The sequence below is a fragment of the Janthinobacterium sp. LPB2021202312-11-4 genome, assembly GCF_037049705.1.
Taxonomy (GTDB): domain Bacteria; phylum Pseudomonadota; class Gammaproteobacteria; order Pseudomonadales; family Pseudomonadaceae; genus Aquipseudomonas.
Genome location: NZ_JBAGKV010000045.1, coordinates 1 through 19,968 on the forward strand (window position 1 = coordinate 1; position 19,968 = coordinate 19,968).

The 19,968-nt window shown below is 57.4% G+C and carries 19 protein-coding genes; 10 read left to right on the forward strand and 9 right to left on the reverse strand.

Going from position 1 to position 19,968, the window contains the following annotated elements; genetic code table 11:
* Window positions 1-318 precede the first annotated feature (318 nt).
* Window positions 319-945, forward strand: coding sequence for a recombinase family protein (locus V5E99_RS28805; protein WP_499805810.1), 627 nt, complete (start codon window positions 319-321; stop codon window positions 943-945).
* Between the two features lie 232 nt (window positions 946-1,177).
* Here V5E99_RS28805 and V5E99_RS28810 read toward each other — a convergent pair whose 3' ends face one another.
* The 7 genes from V5E99_RS28810 to V5E99_RS28840 form a co-directional block, all read right to left on the reverse strand.
* Window positions 1,178-1,540 (reverse strand): Rap1a/Tai family immunity protein, encoded by a 363-nt coding sequence (locus V5E99_RS28810; protein ID WP_499805811.1) that lies wholly within the window; start codon window positions 1,538-1,540, stop codon window positions 1,178-1,180.
* Window positions 1,541-1,578: 38 nt separating this feature from the next.
* Entirely contained in the window at window positions 1,579-2,034 is a 456-nt protein-coding gene (locus V5E99_RS28815) for a hypothetical protein (RefSeq protein ID WP_499805813.1), read from the reverse strand.
* Between the two features lie 98 nt (window positions 2,035-2,132).
* Window positions 2,133-2,486, reverse strand: a complete 354-nt coding sequence (locus V5E99_RS28820) for a DUF6572 domain-containing protein (protein ID WP_499805816.1) — start codon at window positions 2,484-2,486, stop codon at window positions 2,133-2,135.
* A gap of 155 nt (window positions 2,487-2,641) precedes the next feature.
* Window positions 2,642-3,118: a bacteriocin immunity protein gene (locus tag V5E99_RS28825; protein WP_499805818.1), complete on the reverse strand. Its 477-nt coding sequence runs from the start codon at window positions 3,116-3,118 to the stop codon at window positions 2,642-2,644.
* 22 nt (window positions 3,119-3,140) lie between these two features.
* On the reverse strand, window positions 3,141-3,413 hold the full coding sequence (locus tag V5E99_RS28830; RefSeq protein WP_499805819.1) for a bacteriocin immunity protein: 273 nt from the start codon (window positions 3,411-3,413) through the stop codon (window positions 3,141-3,143).
* 7 nt (window positions 3,414-3,420) lie between these two features.
* On the reverse strand, window positions 3,421-4,764 hold the full coding sequence (locus tag V5E99_RS28835; RefSeq protein WP_499805820.1) for an S-type pyocin domain-containing protein: 1,344 nt from the start codon (window positions 4,762-4,764) through the stop codon (window positions 3,421-3,423).
* 371 nt (window positions 4,765-5,135) lie between these two features.
* Window positions 5,136-6,083 (reverse strand): LysR family transcriptional regulator, encoded by a 948-nt coding sequence (locus V5E99_RS28840; RefSeq protein ID WP_499805821.1) that lies wholly within the window; start codon window positions 6,081-6,083, stop codon window positions 5,136-5,138.
* Window positions 6,084-6,233: 150 nt separating this feature from the next.
* Between V5E99_RS28840 and V5E99_RS28845 the strand changes: the two genes are divergently transcribed.
* Window positions 6,234-7,760: a CoA-acylating methylmalonate-semialdehyde dehydrogenase gene (locus V5E99_RS28845; protein WP_499805823.1), complete on the forward strand. Its 1,527-nt coding sequence runs from the start codon at window positions 6,234-6,236 to the stop codon at window positions 7,758-7,760.
* Between the two features lie 10 nt (window positions 7,761-7,770).
* Window positions 7,771-8,658, forward strand: a complete 888-nt coding sequence (gene mmsB, locus V5E99_RS28850; protein ID WP_322270487.1) for a 3-hydroxyisobutyrate dehydrogenase — start codon at window positions 7,771-7,773, stop codon at window positions 8,656-8,658.
* A 139-nt stretch (window positions 8,659-8,797) separates the two neighbouring features.
* On the opposite strand, the gene V5E99_RS28855 is transcribed toward mmsB, so the two are convergent.
* Window positions 8,798-9,142: a cupin domain-containing protein gene (locus V5E99_RS28855; RefSeq protein ID WP_499805824.1), complete on the reverse strand. Its 345-nt coding sequence runs from the start codon at window positions 9,140-9,142 to the stop codon at window positions 8,798-8,800.
* Between the two features lie 577 nt (window positions 9,143-9,719).
* Here V5E99_RS28855 and V5E99_RS28860 point away from each other — a divergent pair.
* The 5 genes from V5E99_RS28860 to rfbA are packed head-to-tail and all read left to right on the forward strand — an operon-like array spanning window position 9,720 to window position 16,233.
* The gene (locus V5E99_RS28860) at window positions 9,720-10,691 is read left to right on the forward strand and encodes an acyltransferase (RefSeq protein WP_499805825.1); all 972 of its coding nucleotides are present in this window, start codon (window positions 9,720-9,722) and stop codon (window positions 10,689-10,691) included.
* 38 nt (window positions 10,692-10,729) lie between these two features.
* The gene (locus V5E99_RS28865) at window positions 10,730-11,935 is read left to right on the forward strand and encodes a glycosyltransferase family protein (RefSeq protein WP_499805827.1); all 1,206 of its coding nucleotides are present in this window, start codon (window positions 10,730-10,732) and stop codon (window positions 11,933-11,935) included.
* 22 nt (window positions 11,936-11,957) lie between these two features.
* Window positions 11,958-14,135 (forward strand): prenyltransferase/squalene oxidase repeat-containing protein, encoded by a 2,178-nt coding sequence (locus V5E99_RS28870; RefSeq protein ID WP_499805828.1) that lies wholly within the window; start codon window positions 11,958-11,960, stop codon window positions 14,133-14,135.
* 46 nt (window positions 14,136-14,181) lie between these two features.
* Window positions 14,182-15,267 carry a dTDP-glucose 4,6-dehydratase gene (gene rfbB, locus V5E99_RS28875; protein ID WP_499805863.1) on the forward strand — a complete coding sequence of 362 codons (1,086 nt, stop codon included), beginning with the start codon at window positions 14,182-14,184 and terminating at the stop codon, window positions 15,265-15,267.
* Window positions 15,268-15,309: 42 nt separating this feature from the next.
* Entirely contained in the window at window positions 15,310-16,233 is a 924-nt protein-coding gene (gene rfbA, locus V5E99_RS28880) for a glucose-1-phosphate thymidylyltransferase RfbA (protein WP_499805830.1), read from the forward strand.
* Between the two features lie 121 nt (window positions 16,234-16,354).
* On the opposite strand, the gene V5E99_RS28885 is transcribed toward rfbA, so the two are convergent.
* Window positions 16,355-17,488, reverse strand: coding sequence for an LLM class flavin-dependent oxidoreductase (locus tag V5E99_RS28885; RefSeq protein ID WP_499805831.1), 1,134 nt, complete (start codon window positions 17,486-17,488; stop codon window positions 16,355-16,357).
* A gap of 157 nt (window positions 17,489-17,645) precedes the next feature.
* Between V5E99_RS28885 and V5E99_RS28890 the strand changes: the two genes are divergently transcribed.
* A complete protein-coding gene (locus tag V5E99_RS28890) occupies window positions 17,646-18,521 on the forward strand; it encodes an NAD(P)-dependent oxidoreductase (protein ID WP_499805833.1) in 876 nt (291 codons plus the stop codon).
* Between the two features lie 229 nt (window positions 18,522-18,750).
* Complete coding sequence (locus tag V5E99_RS28895) at window positions 18,751-19,908, forward strand: acyl-CoA dehydrogenase family protein (protein WP_499805834.1); 1,158 nt, start codon at window positions 18,751-18,753, stop codon at window positions 19,906-19,908.
* Window positions 19,909-19,968 lie beyond the last annotated feature (60 nt).

The window sequence follows — 19,968 nt, forward strand, 5'->3', positions numbered from 1 at the left end:
CTAGATGTGCGGCCACACTCAAACCTCATATATAGGGGGGCAACGGGCCAGCTCATACTAACGTTGTTGAGACGGCCACTCGCTTTGGATGCCCAAAAATCAAATTGGGCCGATTTTTCTGATTTTCAAGCCAAGTATCGGGATTTTTAGATACCCACCCCATATTGGCAGAATGCTGCCCTCGCTGACTATCAAAGAAGTAGACCTATCCGGTAGTGCGATGGAAGTCAGGAAATCGCTATCAATAGACTCTTGCAGAAAGCTATATGACCAAATTATCATTTGGCTATCTTATCGAATGACAAAGGATATCCAGCCATGAATGCCCATTTGTACCTCCGAGCATCGACCAAAGATCAAGACGCCCATCGTGCAAAAGTGGCTCTGGAGTTTTTCGCTGTCGAGAAGGGTTTGAGTATCGTTGGCGTATATGCCGAGAACATCAGTGGGACCAAGCTCAACCGCCCTGAACTGCTTTCCCTGCTCGATACTGCCGAGAGTGGCGACGTACTATTGGTTGAGTCCGTAGACCGCTTGAGTCGCCTCTCACAGGCTGACTGGGACACTCTCAAGGCCACTATCAAAGCCAAGGGCTTGCGTCTGGTTGTAGCTGATCTGCCTACCAGTCACATGTTGGTTGAAGCGAAGGGCATCACCGGGCAAATCATGGATGTGATCAACAACATGCTCATTGATCTCATGGCTACCATGGCACGACTGGATCAAGAAAAGCGCGTGGAGCGTATCAAGCAGGGCTTGGAGAACAAGAAAGCTGCTGACCCTGAATGGAAGCCATCAGGTAAAGGAAGGAACGCTGCCAAGTGGGCTGAGGTACAGTCGCTGATGCGGAAGCATCCAACCATGTCTGCTGATGAAATTGCCAAGTTGGCGGAGTGTGGTGTCGCCACGGTGTACCGGATCAAGAAAGAATCGAAGGCGGCGTGATGCTGGTTGCTACGCAGATACTTTGATCAAGCTATCCGGGGCCACGTGCCCCAACTTATTTTAGAAAAGCTGCGGCTTTCATTTTGCCCCCTCGCACTTGGTTAAGCACCTCGGGCAAAACTACCAGAATTATTTTCCAAGCTCGAAAACCAAACGCCTATCGAAGTGCATCGGAAATTTTGGCGGCGGGGGGTATGGGACGAAGTGAAACAGTCGCTACTTGCGTAGCGGGTCAATTGCAAGGGAAGGCATCCGAAAGGGCTATGGAAGTCAGCAATGCTGATGGGAAGTGGAGCTGCTTGGGGTTGTTTTCTAGGTACTTCGTTACGATTCTAATCGCTTGACCGCCATTAGCTCCATTAGTGGGCAGACAGATCGCCATGTCTTTGGGTACATCCTTGCCCAGCATCGCGACCATCTCTTCAACGGATTGAATTGTCCCAATGCATACACCTGCCTTGACCCCTTCAACTTCGAGATTATCCATGACCCGAATAGCTGCCTGGCACTCCATCAAGAGCTGAGTCCCATCAGCCATGACTCCACTGCTGACCAGTGCCCCAGCTAGTGCAACCGTTATTACCCATGCTTTCATCTACTTTCTCTCGATACTTGCCTTAAGAACAAAAGGCTTCAGTAGCAATTCGTGTCTACTGTCTGGCCATAAGCAGTCGAGGTGCAATGTGTCTGCCTTGGAACTGCGGATGGTTGCTGGACTGGCATCACATAAGGCTTCTGCTGCTGGCTCTGTTGATTTTGCAGGTTGAGGAGGTAAGCCTGTGCAGCACGCTGCTTTTGAGCGGCGCTTTCGGACTGTTGGTCGCTGCCGATCTTCTTCAATTGAATACGGCAGTTCACATAGGTATCGGTGCCGGGTTGGGCTCCGAATGACTGGCATTCAGCATCGTCGCTGTTCGCCTTCTGGCCTTCGGCTACTGCAAGGTTCTTCAAGCTTTCTTGCCGGATGGCATAACCCTTGGTGCCCGGTAGGCAGTCGTCCCACGCAATCAGCCCTGTAGCACAGTCCAATGGGTGATTTGCACACCCGGACATTAACAACGCTATAGTCGCAATCGCCCATGCCTTCATTGATCAAGTCCTTGTGTTGAATCGGCTGAGCTTACAGTCTCGGTTGGCATCGTTCCATCACGTCACACCTTCTCCCAAGCATTGGAGAACAAGGCCGGTCACATGTTGCGAATGTCTTCGTCCGCTTTTAGCTCGAACTCAAATCCGATTCCCACTTTTTCTAGCGTCTCAGTAACACGGTCGATGAAGAATTCGGCTTGCTCTGGCAGCTCATACAATCCAAAAATACGAATGATGGGGTGTTTACCAAGAGCACCGGGAATCTCGGTGTAAATCTCACCACTTTCGATGAAAGCGATGTACGTATTGATTTTCTCTTGCAGCAACAGCAGGTGCTCTCCCTGTTGGGCTTTGCCGCCCCATTCGAGGTGGTCAGTGATAACCAGTTCGACATTGGGCTCCTGCTTGGGGATTCCCCAGAAATCAATTACCCGTGCATCTGTTATGGACACGTCTGCTCCCTCGGAAGATCGGATCAGATCGAAGGATTTCGGCTCTGGTAAATCCACTGCAATACTGGGTTACTGGTACAATTCCTGCTGCTCGCTCACACCCTCAGTTTCAACGCCGTGCAGGATGACAGTCCTTCGGTGTGGGCGGGCTGTTGCTACAGCAAAACATCTCTATCATTCAACGCGATTTCTATCACCTGCTCTGGCGATAGTCTTTGCGAATAATTCACATCGTTGAAGTATTCGTCTGGCCAAAAAATCAAATCGGATACGCGTTCATTGGGTATGTTGATTGCCAGCATGTTCAACCAAAAATCGATGTCATGTTCGGCTCCATCGCACTCCATCACCCTTCGGGCCAGCTCAATAAGCTCACGCTTCGTTACATCTGCCACGCGCCTCTCATATGTTGTTGCTAAGACCTTGCGAACCCACGTGTCATGGTCTTGGCCGCCATAAATGCCCTGAAAGTCGATGAACTCAAACTCGGTCATGGCTTCTCGATTGAACGCGGCCAACTGCTCCCGAGTTTGGTCGGGATGTCCGCAATCAATTTGTTCAGAAAGGTTCGTCAGCCGAGCGACCAAAGATTCATCCAGCATCGGCGGCATTAATTCAGGGCGAAGCTCCATATGTTCTCTCACAGTCCATTGATTATTCTTTGAACCCCGGCAAGCCTTGAACGGCACGCCATTCCTTCACAATCTGCATCACGCCCTTAGGGGAGTTATCCGCTCCTGGCTCTGGGTAGTAGATCAAGTCTGACCCTGCTGGGTGCTCGCTTACCTTCTCGAAGTGCAGCAGGAGCAAGTCAGCACGATCATCGTTTTCGGCTTCTTCGTCTTCCTTGGCGAGTTCCTCCAGCAGCTTGATAAACTCGGCTTCGGTGTACTCGGATAAGCTATTTTTCAGTATGGTATCCGTCATGTTTGGCCTATTCGTTCCGGTGAAGATCGATGTGGTTTCTAGGTGTGTTGACTCGCAGGTTATCTACGTCGTACACGCCACCTCCTTCTGATACTTTTTCGAGGTGGTGCAATTCGTAAGACAATCTACCTCCGACTCTATCGGCTTTTCGCACACGCGGTGCCCGACCTGTACGCATGCGTCCAACACTCTGTTTGACGAACTGATCTGCTGCTGCTGATCCCGAGACAGCTTTCCAGAGTGCGGCTCTGAATGTGTCGAAGCTTTTGAACTCGCGTCCTCTCAGTGCGTCTGCCACGTCCATTGGTATCGGAACGCCGACTCCCGAACTCGCCCCAATAAGCCAGATACCAGCGATATCTTCGCCTTGACCGGTAACGGTGCCGGGGGTCTTACGAACATTCATCACAATGTACAACGGCCGCACACCAGAATCAGCCGGGAACACCAGAATGAAATCTTTGTAAGCGTCCGGGTAGATCGGGCTAACGATGATGTTATCAGCCTGTTCTGTAGGCGGATAAATCCATATCTGAGGTGCCTGAGGTGCACCCTCTAACGGTGGAATCCCTGACGTACTGGATGGGTCAACGGCTGGCGTCCATATCAGTGTCACCCCATCGCCAAAGTCCGCCACTTGCTGGGTGCCTTGAGCAACGAACTGAACTACGGGAATCATCTCCCAGTCAGTGCGCTTCTGTGTGTTGTACCCATACCCCTTTAGAGTGCCATCCGCTTGTTGTTCGACTTGAATCCGAAGCCGTGTGCGACCTTGTTTAAGGGATTGAAGCTGTTCATCTGTGTACAGGCTGCTATCACCTAAACTGGAAGGCCACAGGAGGGCAACAAAGCCAGCTAACGCACCAGCAGCAACACCAGTAGTGATAACCCCGCCAGTTGCTCCCGTAGCACCTATGCCAGTTGCAGCACTTCCACCAGCAACAGCAGCACCGGCACCAGCCACACCGGCAGTACACAGACCGCCACACGACGCTCCAGCAGTTACAGCGGCCCCGCCCAACAGAAGCGTTCCAAGCGTTGCTGGTATTGCACCGCTCACTTTCTTTAGGGGAATGTTCCCCTGTGCGTCCGTCTCACGGCCACCGAGGATGGCAAGCTCGCCGTAGCTGCTCACTTTCTCGACAGGGATAAACCCGGCTGGTTTCTTGTGATCAATCACACCGTCTGGAAGGTCGCAGCTCTTGGCGAACACACATCCTAAGCTGTTTGGCTTGGCTTCTTCTTTAGCGGGGAGGTCTTTGTATTCCGCCCAACGCTGGGCGTGGATATCGACAGGCTCAACGCCGCTATTGCGGTAGCCCTTCGGTGGATTGGGTACATAGCCAGACATGCCGCTTCCTTTCGTCCTTGGGGAATTCCAGCCTGAGGCTGGGACAGAATGACGTTACCGGGTAGCTCAAGCGCTGGCTGTAGGACAAGTCCCAAAAGCAGTACTGAAAATTCCCTGTGTTCCATGTCATTGCTGTTGGCGAAGGATACCGGGTTGGGAAGAGCTCTTGAATGATGGCGATTGGCCGTAGCGCTCTCATCCCAATCTTCGACAATGTACCCGTCCTGACAGCGTTAAATTCGAACGATCAAGATATGGGCTTCGATGCGCTTTCAAATGTTACAAGTCGCGTACCAACCCCTGTTACAAAACGGTTGAAAAAGGCCTGCTGACCTCGCTACGATGCGGCCACCTGATTCCTTGAAATCTTCTCAGTCGGCGAACACCATCTCCCGACTTTCCCCCATCAACAGGCTCTGGTTCTGCTCAGTCACTTCGCGGATGTAATCCCACAACAGGGTGATCCGCTTGAGCTTGCGCAGGTCCTCCCGGCAGTACATCCAGAACTGCCGGGTGATGTTGATCTCGGCGGGCAATACCGGCAGCAATCGTGGGTCCTGGGCTGCCAGGAAGCACGGCAGAATCGCCAGCGACCGCCCTTGCTGCGCGGCTACAAACTGCGCGATCACGCTGGTGCTGCGCAGGTTGGCGCTGGCGCCGGGCAACACGTTTGCCAGGTACAGCAGCTCCGAGCTGAACGCCAGGTCATCGACATAACTGATGAATGAGTGGTTTCCCAAGTCTGCCGGGCGGCGGATCGGCGGGTGTTTGTCCAGATAACCCTGGGTCGCGTACAGCTGCAGTTTGTAGTCGCAGAGTTTGCAGCAGACGTACGGCCCATGTTCCGGACGCTCCAGGGCGATGACGATATCGGCCTCGCGCTTGGACAGACTGATGAAGTGCGGCAGCGGCAGGATGTCCACGGAGATCGCCGGGTAGGCATCGACAAAGTGGCTCAGTTGCGGGGTGATGAAAAAACTGCCGAAACCTTCGGTGCAGCCCATGCGCACATGCCCGGACAGCGCCACGCCAGAGCCGGACACCTGCTCGCAAGCCATGTGCAGCGTGCTTTCAATCGACTCGGCATAACCCAGCAAACGCTGACCTTCGGCAGTGAGGACGAAGCCGCTGGTCCGGGACTTTTCGAACAGCAATGTGCCCAGCGCCGCTTCCAGCGAACTGATGCGCCGCGACACGGTGGTGTAGTCCACCGCCAGGCGCTTGGCCGCCGTGCTGGCCTTGCGGGTGCGGGCGACTTCAAGGAAAAACTTGAGGTCATCCCAGTTCAGCGAACCTAAAGACGTGATGTTTTTTTGCATGATGGACCGGCTTTTATGTGCGTTCTTATTAGAAGTTTGCACATCTATACTCGAAAAACAGTCCGATCACCAATTCGCGACACACGCCTCATCTCAAGGCGACTCTTGCGCCTTGGCTCCCTGCATAAAAACAAGTATTCGGAGACCCACATGAACGTATCGCTCACGCCTGACAAAACCACCGTCCAGACGGCCAAGCTGCTGATCAACGGCGAGTGGGTCGAGTCCCAGACCACCGAATGGCACGACATCGTCAACCCGGCGACCCAGCAAGTGTTGGCCAGGGTTCCGTTTGCGACCGCACAAGAAGTCGACGCCGCCATCAGTGCCGCCCACCGCGCCTTCCAGACCTGGAAGCTGACGCCGATCGGCGCGCGGATGCGCATCATGCTCAAGCTCCAGGCGTTGATTCGCGAACACTCCAAACGCATCGCCGTGGTCCTGAGTGCCGAGCAAGGCAAAACCATCGCCGACGCTGAAGGCGATATTTTCCGTGGCCTGGAAGTGGTCGAGCACGCCTGCTCCATCGGCACGCTGCAAATGGGCGAGTTCGCCGAAAACGTCGCGGGCGGTGTTGATACCTACACCCTGCGCCAGCCCATCGGCGTTTGCGCCGGCATCACTCCGTTCAACTTCCCGGCGATGATTCCGCTGTGGATGTTCCCGATGGCCATCGCCTGCGGCAACACCTTCGTACTCAAGCCGTCCGAGCAGGACCCGCTCTCGACCCTGCTGCTGGTGGAACTGGCGATTGAGGCCGGCGTTCCGGCGGGCGTGCTGAACGTGGTTCACGGCGGCAAGGACGTGGTGGATGCACTCTGCACCCATAAAGATATCAAGGCTGTTTCCTTCGTCGGTTCGACCGCCGTCGGTACCCACGTCTACGACTTGGCCGGCAAGCACGGCAAGCGTGTGCAATCGATGATGGGCGCCAAGAACCACGCCGTGGTGCTGCCGGATGCCAATCGCGAACAAACCCTTAATGCCCTGGTCGGTGCCGGTTTCGGTGCGGCCGGTCAGCGTTGCATGGCCACTTCCGTGGTGGTGCTGGTGGGCGCGACCAAGCAATGGCTGCCGGACCTGAAAGCGCTGGCGCAGAAACTCAAAGTGAACGCGGGTAGCGAAGCCGGCACCGATGTCGGCCCAGTGATTTCGAAAAAGGCCAAGGCGCGGATTCTCGATCTGATCGAAAGCGGCATCAAGGAAGGCGCGAAGCTGGAATTGGATGGTCGCCAGATCAGCGTTCCGGGCTTCGAACAGGGCAACTTTGTTGGCCCGACGCTGTTCTCCGGCGTGACCACCGACATGCAAATCTACACCCAGGAAATCTTCGGCCCGGTGCTGGTGGTGCTGGAAGTCGACACCCTTGATCAAGCCATTGCGCTGGTCAACGCCAACCCGTTCGGCAATGGCACGGGCCTGTTCACCCAGAGCGGTGCGGCGGCGCGTAAATTCCAGAGCGAAATCGACGTTGGCCAGGTTGGTATCAACATCCCGATTCCGGTGCCAGTCCCGTTCTTCAGCTTCACCGGTTCCCGTGGTTCGAAACTCGGCGACCTCGGCCCGTATGGCAAGCAAGTGGTGCAGTTCTACACTCAGACCAAGACGGTCACCAGTCGCTGGTTCGATGACGACAGCGTCAACGACGGTGTGAACACCACCATCAACTTGCGTTAAGGAGCCGGACATGAAAATCGCATTTATCGGTCTCGGCAACATGGGCGCGCCGATGGCGCGCAACCTGATCAAGGCTGGCCATTCGCTGAACCTGGTCGATCTGAACAAAACCGTTCTGGCCGAGTTGGAGCAACTGGGTGGCAGCATTAGCGCGTCCGCCCGTGAAGCCGCCGAAGGCGCGGAACTGGTGATTACCATGCTGCCCGCCGCCGTGCATGTGCGCAGCGTCTGGCTGGGTGAAGACGGCGTGCTCGCCGGTATCGGCAAAGGCGTGCCTGCGGTGGATTGCAGCACCATCGACCCGCAAACCGCGCGCGACGTGGCTGCGGCCGCCGCCAAGCAAGGCGTGGCGATGGCCGATGCACCGGTTTCCGGTGGCACGGGCGGCGCAACGGCTGGAACCCTGACCTTTATGGTCGGCGCCACCCCTGAACTGTTCGCCACCCTGCAACCGGTGCTGGCGCAGATGGGCCGTAACATCGTGCATTGCGGTGAAGTCGGCACCGGGCAAATCGCCAAGATCTGCAACAACCTGTTGCTGGCGATCTCCATGGTCGGCGTCAGTGAAGCCATGGCCCTGGGGGATGCCTTGGGTATCGATACCGGCGTGTTGGCCGGGATCATCAACAGTTCGACCGGGCGTTGCTGGAGTTCGGAAATGTACAACCCGTGGCCGGGCATCGTCGAAACGGCGCCGGCCTCGCGGGGTTACACCGGCGGGTTTGGGGCCGAGCTGATGCTCAAGGATCTGGGGCTGGCGACTGAAGCGGCACGTCAGGCACACCAACCGGTGGTGCTCGGCGCGGTGGCGCAGCAGCTGTATCAGGCGATGAGCCAGCGCGGGGAGGGGGGCAAGGACTTCTCGGCGATCATTAACAGCTATCGCAAGCCTCAATAAGAGGTTTTTCCAGGGCTCTGCGTCGGGCAGATCCTTGGGTTTTTATTGGTTGGAAAGAAAAGATCGCAGCCTTCGGCAGCTCCTACGGGTGTACACATTCCCTTGTAGGCGCCGCCGAAGGCTGCGATCTTTTGCTTTATCAGGCAAACACAAAATACTTGCGAACCGTCTCAACCACTTCCCACGTGCCTTTCATCCCTGGCTCGATCACGAAGATATCCCCGGCGCGCAGGTGGATCGGCTCTTTACCTTCCGGGGTGATGATGCAGTAGCCCTCACGGAAATCGCAGTATTCCCACTTCACGTATTCCACGTACCACTTGCCGGGCGTGCAGATCCAGGTGCCCATGATCTTGCTGCCGTCTTCGCTGGTGTAGGCGTTGAGGTTGACGGTGTGCGGGTCGCCTTCGAGTTTTTCCCATTTGCAGGCGTCGAGGACAGGCAGCGGATGGGTGTCGCGAAGGACGGTGATAGGTGTGGACATGACAGCTCCAGGCGAATGGCAGATTTGAACAGCCACCCTATCGTTCGTCGGGAGGGGCCAGATGTCTGGCTTCGACATCCAGTTGCCTGTTAACGCTGATTTCATTCCGGGAGGCCGGTGCGCCAGGAACTCCGCGCAGCACTAATTTCATGCATATATGACGCAATCAATACAGTGATGCACCATAAAAGTTCAATAAATTTTAGGCTTAAACGAGATAACCAGCCGGACACCTATTGCAAAACAAAATCGTCTGTACTATAACATTCGTACTAAAGAACTATTCCTCTTAATGGAGTTACATCGTAGTCACGGACCGACTTAATTCAGCTTCCTCTCGTTAATTTCTGACTTGGCTTTCGGCGCAAGCGCGAACTTTTATCTGTCGTTTATGGAAGACGATCAGTTAATGGAATAGTCAGTTAATAAGCTGCGCAGACGCAATGTCGTGCGTGCTTCGAGGCAGTCTGATCAATCAATCATTAGTTAATAGTTGTACACAGGCTGGCTCAGTCAGAGCGGTTTTGTGCGCATTGAATTTATGGTGTTCCCGGCATCAATGGAATGAGGCTTTATTGTGGACGACATTAATGTAATTGAAGTTTTAACGACGATTGATGCCGCCAGCGAGTTAGGTCGGCATGTCTGGATTCGGGCGGCCTGTCGCCTGGAAAGTGCGGTATTGGGCGATGACATTTTTGTCGGGTTCAAGTCGGATTTGCGTCACGTCAGCATCGGCAAATCGAGCATGCTGGCGACCGGTGTGCAATGCCTCGGCACTCTGGAGTCTCCGATTACGGTCGGCGAAAACGCCTGGCTCGGCGCCAAAGTCACCGTGAACGCCGGCGTCACCATCGGTGCCGGCGCGGTGATTGCGGCAGGTGCACTGGTGACGTCGGATATCGCGCCGGACGCCATTGTTGTCGGCCGCCCGGCACGGGTGATCAGCTATCGCAAAGTCATCGAGGACGGCACGCCGAGCCCGGCCAATGTGCTCGCCAAGGTCCGGGATAGAGCCCGCCAAGGCTTGCCGTCGCTGATCGACAAAGCGTCGATGTCGGTCACCCGACTCAAGGCGTTGAACCCGGACACGGTTACCTGGGACATCAGCGGAGACGCACTGATTGACGCTGAATTGAGTGGCGGTGCGTCGGTGGAGATTGCGCGCGACTGCATCCTGATCGGTCGCAGTCAGCGTCAGGGCGGAATCTCGCAACAGGGCGGTATTGAATTGGGGACCGGCGTCAGGCTGGGCGAAGCCGTGGTGATCGAGGCGGCCGGCGGCGTCACCATCGGAGACTTCAGTGAGGTCGGCGCCGGGGTCACGATTGTCGCGTCAACCCACGATCATTCATTTCGTTCTCTGCCGTGGGAGGAAGCCCCGGTCAACGTTGGAAGTCGCTGCATTATTGGTACAGGTGCAATCTTGGTAGGTCCACTGAATATTGGTGAGGGTGCCGTTATAAAGCCCTATTCAGTGGTTATAAGGGATGTATTGGAAAACACTGTGGTTCATGGCGTTGTTCAACTAATGGAGATTCAAGAATGATTTTATTTGCCCCTAATCCAACCGGTTCAGGTCATAACATGCGTGCGCTCTCTATCGCTCAGGCGATAAAAAAGCAAACGCCAGACATGCCGCTGACCGTCGCGCTGGCCTCGTTGCAGCCAACCTTTACCCCGTTATTTGAAAAAGCCGGCGTTGAAGTGGTGGATATTGCCGGGCGCTTGGTCGATTACTCGAAAAAGAGCAACTTGTCGAAAGAACTGGATTGGGCCAATTACATTGGCGGTTATATCGCCAACACGTTCTTGTCCGGCGAGCGAATTCTGTCTTATCTGGCGCTGATCGCTGAATACAAACCGGCGGTGCTGGTCTCGGACTACAACATGGCCGCGTGCCTGGCCGCGATTTTCAGCGGTACGCCGCTGGTGTTTGTCACCGAGCGCTATGACTTCACCCTGTGCCAACTCGAAGACCACGATCTGGCCGATGGCGGCTTCGAGGTCAATGCGCTGGAGATGGCCCGCGCACGCACCGCGCTGCACAGCCAGTTCAGCTGGATGATCAAGCAAAGCCAATTGGTACTGACCGATAAACCATACGTCGCGGCGCTCGATCAAGGCACCCCGGTGGCAGAGGCCCTGAGCAATGGCAAGGCGCACTTCGTCGGGCCAATGATTCGTGACTACGTGCAAACCGGCCTGGACGTGCGCGCCGAGCTGAACATCGGTGATTCGCCGTTTATCGTCGCGTCCATCAGCGGCACCACGATGTTCTCGCAAAACAAGGACGCGCTGCTCGCCGCCTACCTGGACAGTTTCAAGACCCTGCGCGAACGCAATCCCGAGCTGAAAATGGTCTTGCTCGGCCGTCAAGACATCGCCGCCCAGGACGGCGTGATTTGCGTGCCGTACTACCCGGACTGGATGGGCTTGCTGCATGAGGCCAGCCTGCTGATTTCGGCGCCGGGCTGGATCACCGTGACGGAAATCGCCGCGTTGCAGATTCCGACCCTGTTTGTGCTGCCGTCGAAATCCGAATACCACGAACTCGAAGCCTTGCGTCGCCTGGAGCTGCTCGGTTTTGCCACGCACCTGGGCCATGACCAGCACCGCATCGTTGAGCTGGTTCAAGGCGAACTCGATAAAGACACTCAAGCCCCGGACTATTTCGCTCCCCATCAGCAAGTCGCTGCCCCGGATGGCCAAGGCGCCGCTCGCGCCGCCACCCGCATCATCGAGTTGTGCCAGGGCGTCGTGATTCCGTTGACCGAAAGCCAGGCCGCTTAACCTCAAGGAAGAGGGATTTACCATGTCGCTTCATCCGCAATTCTTTTTTGATCAAGGCCTCGCCGACCTCGAGCACGGTGGCTATTTTGCAATCACCGATGCCAGTGGGCAGGTCGCCATTTCCAGTGACAAGACGTTGCAGGATCAGGCTGAGGCGACGCTCTACCAGGCCGAGCATGGCGACGACGCGCAATTGCGCTTCGCCCATGACGGACTGATGGGTTTGTACGATGCCCCGAACGCCGGTTTTCACGAACTCGCCGATCAGTTCTGGACGCCTCACGGTTCGGGCCGCTGCCGAACGTTGGCGCTGCAACTGGATGCGCTGAGTGCCTTGATCGCCTATCAGCGCAGGGCGCCGGAGAGTGCGGCGAACCGGGCGATCATCAGCGCGATGCTGGAAAGGATCGAAGCGCTCTACGCCCGATCCACGGTCGCGGGCATCTACAGCAGCGATTGGTCGACGCCACTGGAAGTCGCGACGTCCATCGAACTGGACATCAGCGCCGCCAATCTGCTCGGCCACATCGGTAACGATCCGCTGGGCCAAGGCCTGGTCGGGCACCTGCAGGTGCACACTGAAAACCTCATCGCGCGGATTGCCGGTGGTGACAGCGACTCCTGCGTCGATATAGCCCTGAACCGCTGTGCCGTGCGTGCCCAAGTCAGCCTTGCCCTGGCGCGATTGGCCAATGTTCGTGATGACAATGCCCTGTCGAATCTGGCGCGCTCGTTTCTGCTGCAAACCCTGGCGCTGTTCCGCGATCCGGCCTATGGCGGGTACTGGGATCGGGTCTGCATCAATGGCAAGGTGCGGGTTGACTGGCACACCTCGTACAAAAAACACGAGTCGCCATTCCCGATCAAAACCGCCTACGACGCCGCGTTGCTGTTGCAGGCAATGCAGGCGTTTCCGGATGGTTTCGAGGGGCCTGATCGCACCTCGGTGACGGCGGCGCTGCTGGAGTTTCACGACACTCGCAACGGCGGGCTGTTCCTCGGCAAGGGCTATTTCTGGTCCACCCCCGATGACCCGACCGTGCCGTTTATTCGCCAGTTCTGGGCGCCGCCGCGTCAGCCGGGGATCTTCAGCATCGGCAACCTGACGTATCTGCCGCTGCACTTGAAGAGCCTGAAAACCCAGTTGGCCGCCGCCCGCGCGTTGCAGTCCATCGCAGCGCCGGCCAGCGTCCAGCCCCACGACGATGCGGCGTTGGTGGCGCGGGAATTGGTCGTTATCGATGGCAGCGGCGATGTGCAAGCCATCCATCCGGCGGCCGTGCCGGTCATCAACGTCGATTTGAAGCGCTACCTCGCCTGGCTGTCCAAGGCCCGCGCCTCCAGCAATACGCCCTACGGCCTGACCGCCGAAACCGCGCCGCTGGGCTTTCGCGCGGACAAAACCTGGCAGGTGTTTTCCGGCCTGCACGTGATCTCGGACCTGCACGCACTGGGCCTGCCCATTGAAAACAAGGCGAGCCTGATCGAGTGCATCCAGTCCTCGCAAAACAGCGACGGTGGCTTTGCCGAGCAACCGGGGCACCTGAGCGATGTGTTTGCCACTTACTGCGCGGTGTTATCGCTGCGGGTGCTGGGTGCGCTGCCGAACGATATCCAGGGTTGCGTGGGTTACTTGCAGGCGTGCCAGAACCCGGACGGCGGTTTCGGCGATGTGCCGGGTTTTGCCTCCGATATCTGGCACACCAACCTCGCGGTGTTGTCGCTGCACGCCCTCGGCGCCAAGGCTCCGGATGAGCACGCGGTGCTGGCGTTCGCGCTGCGCTGCCGCTCGGCGGATGGCGGGTTTGCCAACAAACCGGGTTATCCGCCGGACGCGTTTTCGGTGTACCGCGTGGTGTCCACGCTGTTCATCCTCAACAAGCGCATCGTCGATGCCGAGCAAACCGTGGCCTGGCTGCAAAAACTGCAATTGGCTAATGGTTCGTTCCACTACCGGCCGGGCAAAGCCGTCAGTCTGGTGGGTACTTACATGGCGATTGCCGCGATGTATTTGCTGGATGCCCAACCGGTTTACTTGCAGGAATCAAAGGACTGGATTGCCGCCCACCAGAAACAGGACGGTGGCTTCGGCCCGCTCAACTCGACGTCGGCCACCACCGATGAAAGTTTTGTCTGCATCCAGACGCTGCTGATTCTGGAGCAGGGCCTGAGCCACTACTGGGTGGCTTTGCTGAACTAAGCGAGCGCTCAAGGATTGTTCAATCATCAAGGAGCCAAGGGAGGCGCTGATGAAAATTTTAGTGACGGGAGGCGCGGGTTTTATCGGCTCGGCCGTCGTGCGATACCTGATTAACGACACCGACTGCGAAGTGATCAACGTCGACAAATTGACCTATGCCGGCAACCTGGATTCGTTGGCCGATGTGGCCGATTCCCCGCGTTACTCGTTTTACCAAGTGGACATCCGCAGCAAGAACGCGCTGGATGAACTCTTCGCGCGACTGCAACCCGATGCCGTGATGCACCTGGCCGCCGAGTCCCACGTGGACCGCTCGATCGATGGCCCGCAAGCGTTCATCGAAACCAACATCGTCGGTACCTACACCTTGCTCGAAGCGGCGCGGGGTTACTGGAACCGGCTGGACGCGCCGCGTCAGGCTGCGTTTCGCTTCCATCACATCTCCACCGATGAAGTGTATGGCGACCTTGAACCCCGAGACCCTGGGTTCACCGAAACCACGGCTTACGCGCCGAGTTCGCCCTATTCCGCGAGCAAGGCCAGCTCCGATCACCTGGTGCGTTCCTGGCACCGGACCTTCGGTTTGCCGGTGGTGCTGAGTAATTGCTCGAACAATTACGGGCCGTTCCACTTCCCGGAAAAACTCATTCCCCACGTCATTCTCAACGCGCTGCAAGGCAAGCCGCTGCCGGTGTACGGCGATGGCGCGCAGGTCCGCGACTGGCTGTTTGTCGAGGATCATGCCCGCGCCTTGTACGCGGTGGTCAGTCGCGGTGAGGTCGGGCAGACCTACAACATCGGCGGCCATAACGAGAAGACCAACCTGCAAGTGGTGCACACCTTGTGCGATTTGCTGGAGGAGCGGGGGGCGATCAAACCGCAGGGCGTTGAGCACTTTCGCGACCTGATCACCTTCGTCAAGGACCGCCCCGGCCACGACAAGCGCTACGCCGTCGATGCCGGAAAAATCCACGCGAAACTGGGATGGACGCCCCGGGAAACCTTCGAAACCGGGATGCGCAAAACCGTCGATTGGTACCTCGAAAACAGCCCGTGGTGGACGCGAGTGCTGTCGGGTGATTACGCCCTGGAACGCATCGGCGAACACGCCACCGAAGCTGTTGAAGCCTGAACATTACCCCCTGCAAAAATCACTGCTTAAAAGGAAAAAAGCATGGCCAAGTACAAAGGAATTCTGCTGGCGGGCGGCGCCGGTTCGCGTCTGCATCCGATCACCCTCGGCGTGTCGAAACAGTCGCTGCCGGTGTACGACAAACCGATGATTTACTACCCGCTGTCGGTGCTGATGCTGGCGGACATTCGCGAAATCCTGATCATTTCGACACCCGAAGATTTGCCCGGTTTCCAGCGCATGCTCGGCGACGGCAGCCAGTTGGGCTTGAGCCTGAGCTATGCAGTGCAGCCAAGCCCGGATGGTCTGGCGCAAGCGTTCATCATCGGCCGTGAATTTATCGGCGACGACAACGTCTGCCTGGTCCTGGGCGACAACATTTTCTATGGCGCCGGTTTCGGCGAAACCCTGCTGCACGCCGCTAGCCGCGACGAAGGCGCCACGGTGTTCGGCTATTACGTGGCCGACCCCGAGCGCTTTGGCGTGGTCGAATTCGACGCCAACGGCAAGGCGTTGAGCATCTGCGAAAAACCGACCGAGCCCAAATCCAATTTCGCCGTCACCGGCCTGTATTTCTACGACAACGAAGTGCTGCAAATCGCCGCCGAGATCAAGCCGTCGCCCCGGGGCGAACTGGAGATTACCGACGTCAACAATGTCTACCTGCAACGGGGCAAATTGAACGTTTCGGTGATGGGGCGCGGCATGGCCTGGCTCGACACCGGCACCCACGATGCGCTGCTGGAAGCGGGCAACTTTGTGCACGCCATCGAGAAGCGTCAGGGCCTGAAAATCGCCTGCCTGGAAGAGATCGCCTACAACAAGGGCTGGATCGACGATGCGCAATTGTTGGTGTTGGCCGGCGGCATGAGCAAGACCGGTTACGGTCAGTACCTTGCCCGGCTTATCCACGATGATGTGTTGACGGTGATGGCTGCACACCGGCCACTCCAGGGCGCGGCCTGATCAGCGCAATCCTTGTGGGAGCGGGCTTGCTCGCGAAAGCGGTGGGTCAGTCAACGAAGCTGTTGAATGTGGCGACCTCTTCGCGAGCAAGCCCGCTCCCACAGGGGATGAGTGGTGGCGGTTAGTGCCCGGTCACGCTGTCCCGTCGTGGGGTTTTGATGCCCGGTTCAAGCGGGTGCGTGGCATGCAAACGAGCCAGTCGATTGGCGTGGGTCGGCGCTTCGGCCGCCAGCGGCGAGCGCCGTTTACGGGTTTCTTCGCGCAGCACCGGCAACACTTCGGCGCCGAACATGTCGAGTTGTTCCAGCACGGTTTTCAAGGGAATGCCGCCATGGTCGAACAGGAACAATTGGCGCTGGTAGTCGCCGAAATGCTCGCGGAAGGTCAGGGTCTTGTCGATGATTTCCTGGGGGCTGCCCACCGACAACGGGGTCATCTCCATGAACTCTTCCAGCGACGGGCCATGGCCGTAGACCGGGGCATTGTCGAAGTAGGGACGAAATTCCCGGCGCGCATCCTGGGAGTTGCGGCGCATGAAAATATGCCCGCCCAAACCGACGATGGCTTGCTCGCGGGTGCCATGGCCGTAGTGGGCAAAGCGTTCGCGGTAGAACTCGACGAGGGCAATGAAGTGTTCACGGGGCCAGAGGATGTGGCTGGCGAAAAAACCGTCGCCGTAATACGCCGCTTGTTCGGCGATTTCCGGGGTACGAATCGAGCCGTGCCAGACGAAGGGTGGCAAGTCGTCCAGCGGCCGGGGAATCGAAGTGAAGTTCTTCAGGGGCGTGCGGAAACGACCGCTCCAGTTGAGGTCTTCTTCGCGCCAGAGCCGGTGCAGCAGGCGATAGTTTTCCATCGCCAGCGGCAGGCCGTCGGCGATGCTTTTGCCAAACCAGGGGTAGACCGGCGCGGTGTTGCCGCGACCGAGCATCAGGTCCATGCGCCCGCCGCAGAGGTTTTGCAGCAGCGCGTACTCTTCGGCCAGGCGCACCGGGTCGTTGGTACTGATCAGTGTGGTGGACGTCGAGAGGATGATGCGCTGGGTCTTGGCGGCGATGTACGCCAGTAACGTGGTCGGGGACGAGGTGATGAACGGCGGGTTGTGGTGCTCGCCGGTGGCGAATACATCGAGGCCGATGTCCTCGGCTTTCTGCGCGATTTGCAGGGTGGCCTGAATGCGCTGAGATTCACTTGGGGTACTGGCGTTGGTCGGGTCTTGCGTGACGTCGCCAACGGTGTAGATCCCGAATTGCATAAAGCCTCCTTGCCTTGCGTGTAGGTATGTTTGAAACCGGTGCTTCGAAGGTTAAATAATCGAGGCACTTGAAATGTACGCCTGTACACGTACAATCGCAATTCTGATTCGCCGAACGACGGGCCTTCCGGGCACCTGACACAGACAGGAGCAAGACATGGAACTGGGTTTTATTGGTTTGGGCACGATGGGCGCACCAATGGTGCTGAACCTGCTGAAGGCCGGTCATCAGGTCCGCGTGTGGAATCGCTCGTCGGCGCCCTTGGCGCAACTGGTCAGTGCCGGCGCTCAAGCGGTCGAGAGCCCGGCCCTGGCGGCGAAGGCCGAGGTGTTGATCTCGATGCTGGGCGACGATATCGCCATCCGTTCGGTGTTCATCGAAGGCAAAGCCCTGGACGGTCTGGCGCCGGGCAGCGTCCATGTGAACATGTCCACGGTGTCGGTGGCGCTGGCCAAGGAAATGGCGGCCCTGCACGCCGAGCGCGGGGTGGCTTATGTGTCGGCCCCGGTGCTGGGGCGTGTGGATGTCGCGGCGGCCGGCAATCTGAATATTCTGGTGTCGGGGCCGGCCGAAGCGCTGGTGCGGGTGCAGCCGTTGTTCGATGTGTTGGGGCGCAAGACCTGGCCGTTCGGCGACAGTGCAGAGCTGGCATGCGTCGCCAAGCTGTCGGCGAACCTGATGATCGCTGCGGCGATCGAGTCAACGGCCGAGGCCTCGACTCTGGCCAGCGGTTACGGCATCAGCCGCGCCGCGTTCATCGACATGATCACCTCGACGCTGTTTGCAGTGCCGGTTTATCAGGGCTACGGAAAACTGATGGTCGATCAACAATTCGAGCCGGCCGGGTTCAAGTTGTCCCTGGGTTTGAAGGACATTCGGCTGGCGCTGGAGGCGGGTGAAGCGGCGCAGGTGCCGTTGCCGTTTGCCAGTGTGTTGAAGGACAACCTGCTCGATGGCATGGCCCACGGCCAGGGCGATCAGGATTGGGCATCGCTATCGGAGGTCAGTGCACGACGCGCCGGCGCACGTTAATTCCAGCGTTTTAAAAGCCGTAACTTGATTGAAAGTTCGGTTGTATCTTTTCGCCTTTAATTATTATCAATAAGCCGATTCTGTTTTTTAAATCATCAGAATCGGTTCTGATAATAACGCTTGCCAATGTACGACTGTAGACGTACATTTTTCGCGGGGTTTAATAACAATAAAACGTTGTCTGTTTTTTCGTCTGCTGACCGTTAATAAATAATAGCTAGGAGCCGTTATGAAAAATCTAATGCAATGGAATAACCTTCCCACCGAATCCAATGAATGGCTTGAGAAGGTACGTGCACTGAACCCTCTGATCCTGCAACACCGGGATTACAGCGAGCAGACGAATGCGACTCACAAGGATGTGATGTCTGAGCTTTTCAAGGAAGGCTTCGCCCGGACCTCCGTGTCCAGGGCGTTTGGCGGTTCCCAGGTCGATATCCAGACCACCTCCGCCATGTTGCTGGAGTTTGCCCGGTATGACGCCTCCGTCTCCTGGCAATTGGCCGTGCAAGTGGCCATGGGCCGGCTCTCCGATTATTTGCCGGAGCCCACCAGCGAAGCGATCTACAGCACCTGCAACGGTTTTGTCATCGGCGCGATCCACTCCGGCGGCGAAGCGTTGCCCGTGGGCGACGACTACCTGTTGAGCGGCAAGTGGGCGTTCGCCAGCGGTTCGGCCTACGCCGACTGGCTGGTGTGCACCGCCACCGTCAAAGGCCCGGCGGATGGCTCGGCACCCGAGGTGCGGATGTTTTTCGTCCCGGCCAGCCAGTGCAAGATCCACCACACCTGGGACACCCTGGGCATGCGCGGCACCGGCAGCAACCACTTCGAGTGCACGCAAGTGCTGGTCAACAAGGCGTTCTCCCTGGACGTCGAAACCCTGAAGAAATCCCCGCAAGTGCGCAGCTCTCGCGCCTATGCCACCGGCTACTACGAGTTCGGCACGCTGGCGGCGATGTCCACTGTGCTGGGCGTGGCCCGGGCGGCGGTCGATCACTTCCGTAATGACCGCGCGGTGAACACCGACCCGGGCCTGGAAGGGGTGATTTTCGAGAAGACCGGTCGCGCCATTTCTTCGGTGCACACCGCGCAGTTGTTGCTGGAAGACGCGATCTGCCAAGTGATCAATCGCGGTGAAACCGTCGGTGAACCGGTCAGCGCCCGGGTCGGTTTGGCCGCTTCGGTCCTGACGGAAAACTCGGTGAATGCGGTCAATCAGATTTACGCATTGGCCGGTTCCAAAGCCGTTTATAAAACCAGTTTCCTGGAACGCTGTTTCCGCGATATTCATACCGGCTCAAAACACTTCACCTTGTCGCCTTTGAACTTGCACGGCATCGGCAAGTTGTACCTGGATAAAACCAACGTACTGATCGCGGCATAATCACGCTTTAAACAAGCCCGGCGAGTTATGAGTGATTAATCACAGGGATTAATAACTCGT

Excerpts from the sequence above, each read along its gene's own strand:
- V5E99_RS28805 (WP_499805810.1), top strand. The coding sequence starts at position 319 with ATGAATGCCCATTTGTACCTCCGAGCATCGACCAAAGATCAAGACGCC.
- V5E99_RS28810 (WP_499805811.1), bottom strand. The coding sequence starts at position 1,540 with ATGAAAGCATGGGTAATAACGGTTGCACTAGCTGGGGCACTGGTCAGC.
- V5E99_RS28815 (WP_499805813.1), bottom strand. The coding sequence starts at position 2,034 with ATGAAGGCATGGGCGATTGCGACTATAGCGTTGTTAATGTCCGGGTGT.
- V5E99_RS28825 (WP_499805818.1), bottom strand. The coding sequence starts at position 3,118 with ATGGAGCTTCGCCCTGAATTAATGCCGCCGATGCTGGATGAATCTTTG.
- V5E99_RS28830 (WP_499805819.1), bottom strand. The coding sequence starts at position 3,413 with ATGACGGATACCATACTGAAAAATAGCTTATCCGAGTACACCGAAGCC.
- V5E99_RS28835 (WP_499805820.1), bottom strand. The coding sequence starts at position 4,764 with ATGTCTGGCTATGTACCCAATCCACCGAAGGGCTACCGCAATAGCGGC.
- V5E99_RS28840 (WP_499805821.1), bottom strand. The coding sequence starts at position 6,083 with ATGCAAAAAAACATCACGTCTTTAGGTTCGCTGAACTGGGATGACCTC.
- V5E99_RS28845 (WP_499805823.1), top strand. The coding sequence starts at position 6,234 with ATGAACGTATCGCTCACGCCTGACAAAACCACCGTCCAGACGGCCAAG.
- mmsB (WP_322270487.1), top strand. The coding sequence starts at position 7,771 with ATGAAAATCGCATTTATCGGTCTCGGCAACATGGGCGCGCCGATGGCG.
- V5E99_RS28855 (WP_499805824.1), bottom strand. The coding sequence starts at position 9,142 with ATGTCCACACCTATCACCGTCCTTCGCGACACCCATCCGCTGCCTGTC.
- V5E99_RS28865 (WP_499805827.1), top strand. The coding sequence starts at position 10,730 with ATGCGTGCGCTCTCTATCGCTCAGGCGATAAAAAAGCAAACGCCAGAC.
- V5E99_RS28870 (WP_499805828.1), top strand. The coding sequence starts at position 11,958 with ATGTCGCTTCATCCGCAATTCTTTTTTGATCAAGGCCTCGCCGACCTC.
- rfbA (WP_499805830.1), top strand. The coding sequence starts at position 15,310 with ATGGCCAAGTACAAAGGAATTCTGCTGGCGGGCGGCGCCGGTTCGCGT.
- V5E99_RS28885 (WP_499805831.1), bottom strand. The coding sequence starts at position 17,488 with ATGCAATTCGGGATCTACACCGTTGGCGACGTCACGCAAGACCCGACC.
- V5E99_RS28890 (WP_499805833.1), top strand. The coding sequence starts at position 17,646 with ATGGAACTGGGTTTTATTGGTTTGGGCACGATGGGCGCACCAATGGTG.
- V5E99_RS28895 (WP_499805834.1), top strand. The coding sequence starts at position 18,751 with ATGAAAAATCTAATGCAATGGAATAACCTTCCCACCGAATCCAATGAA.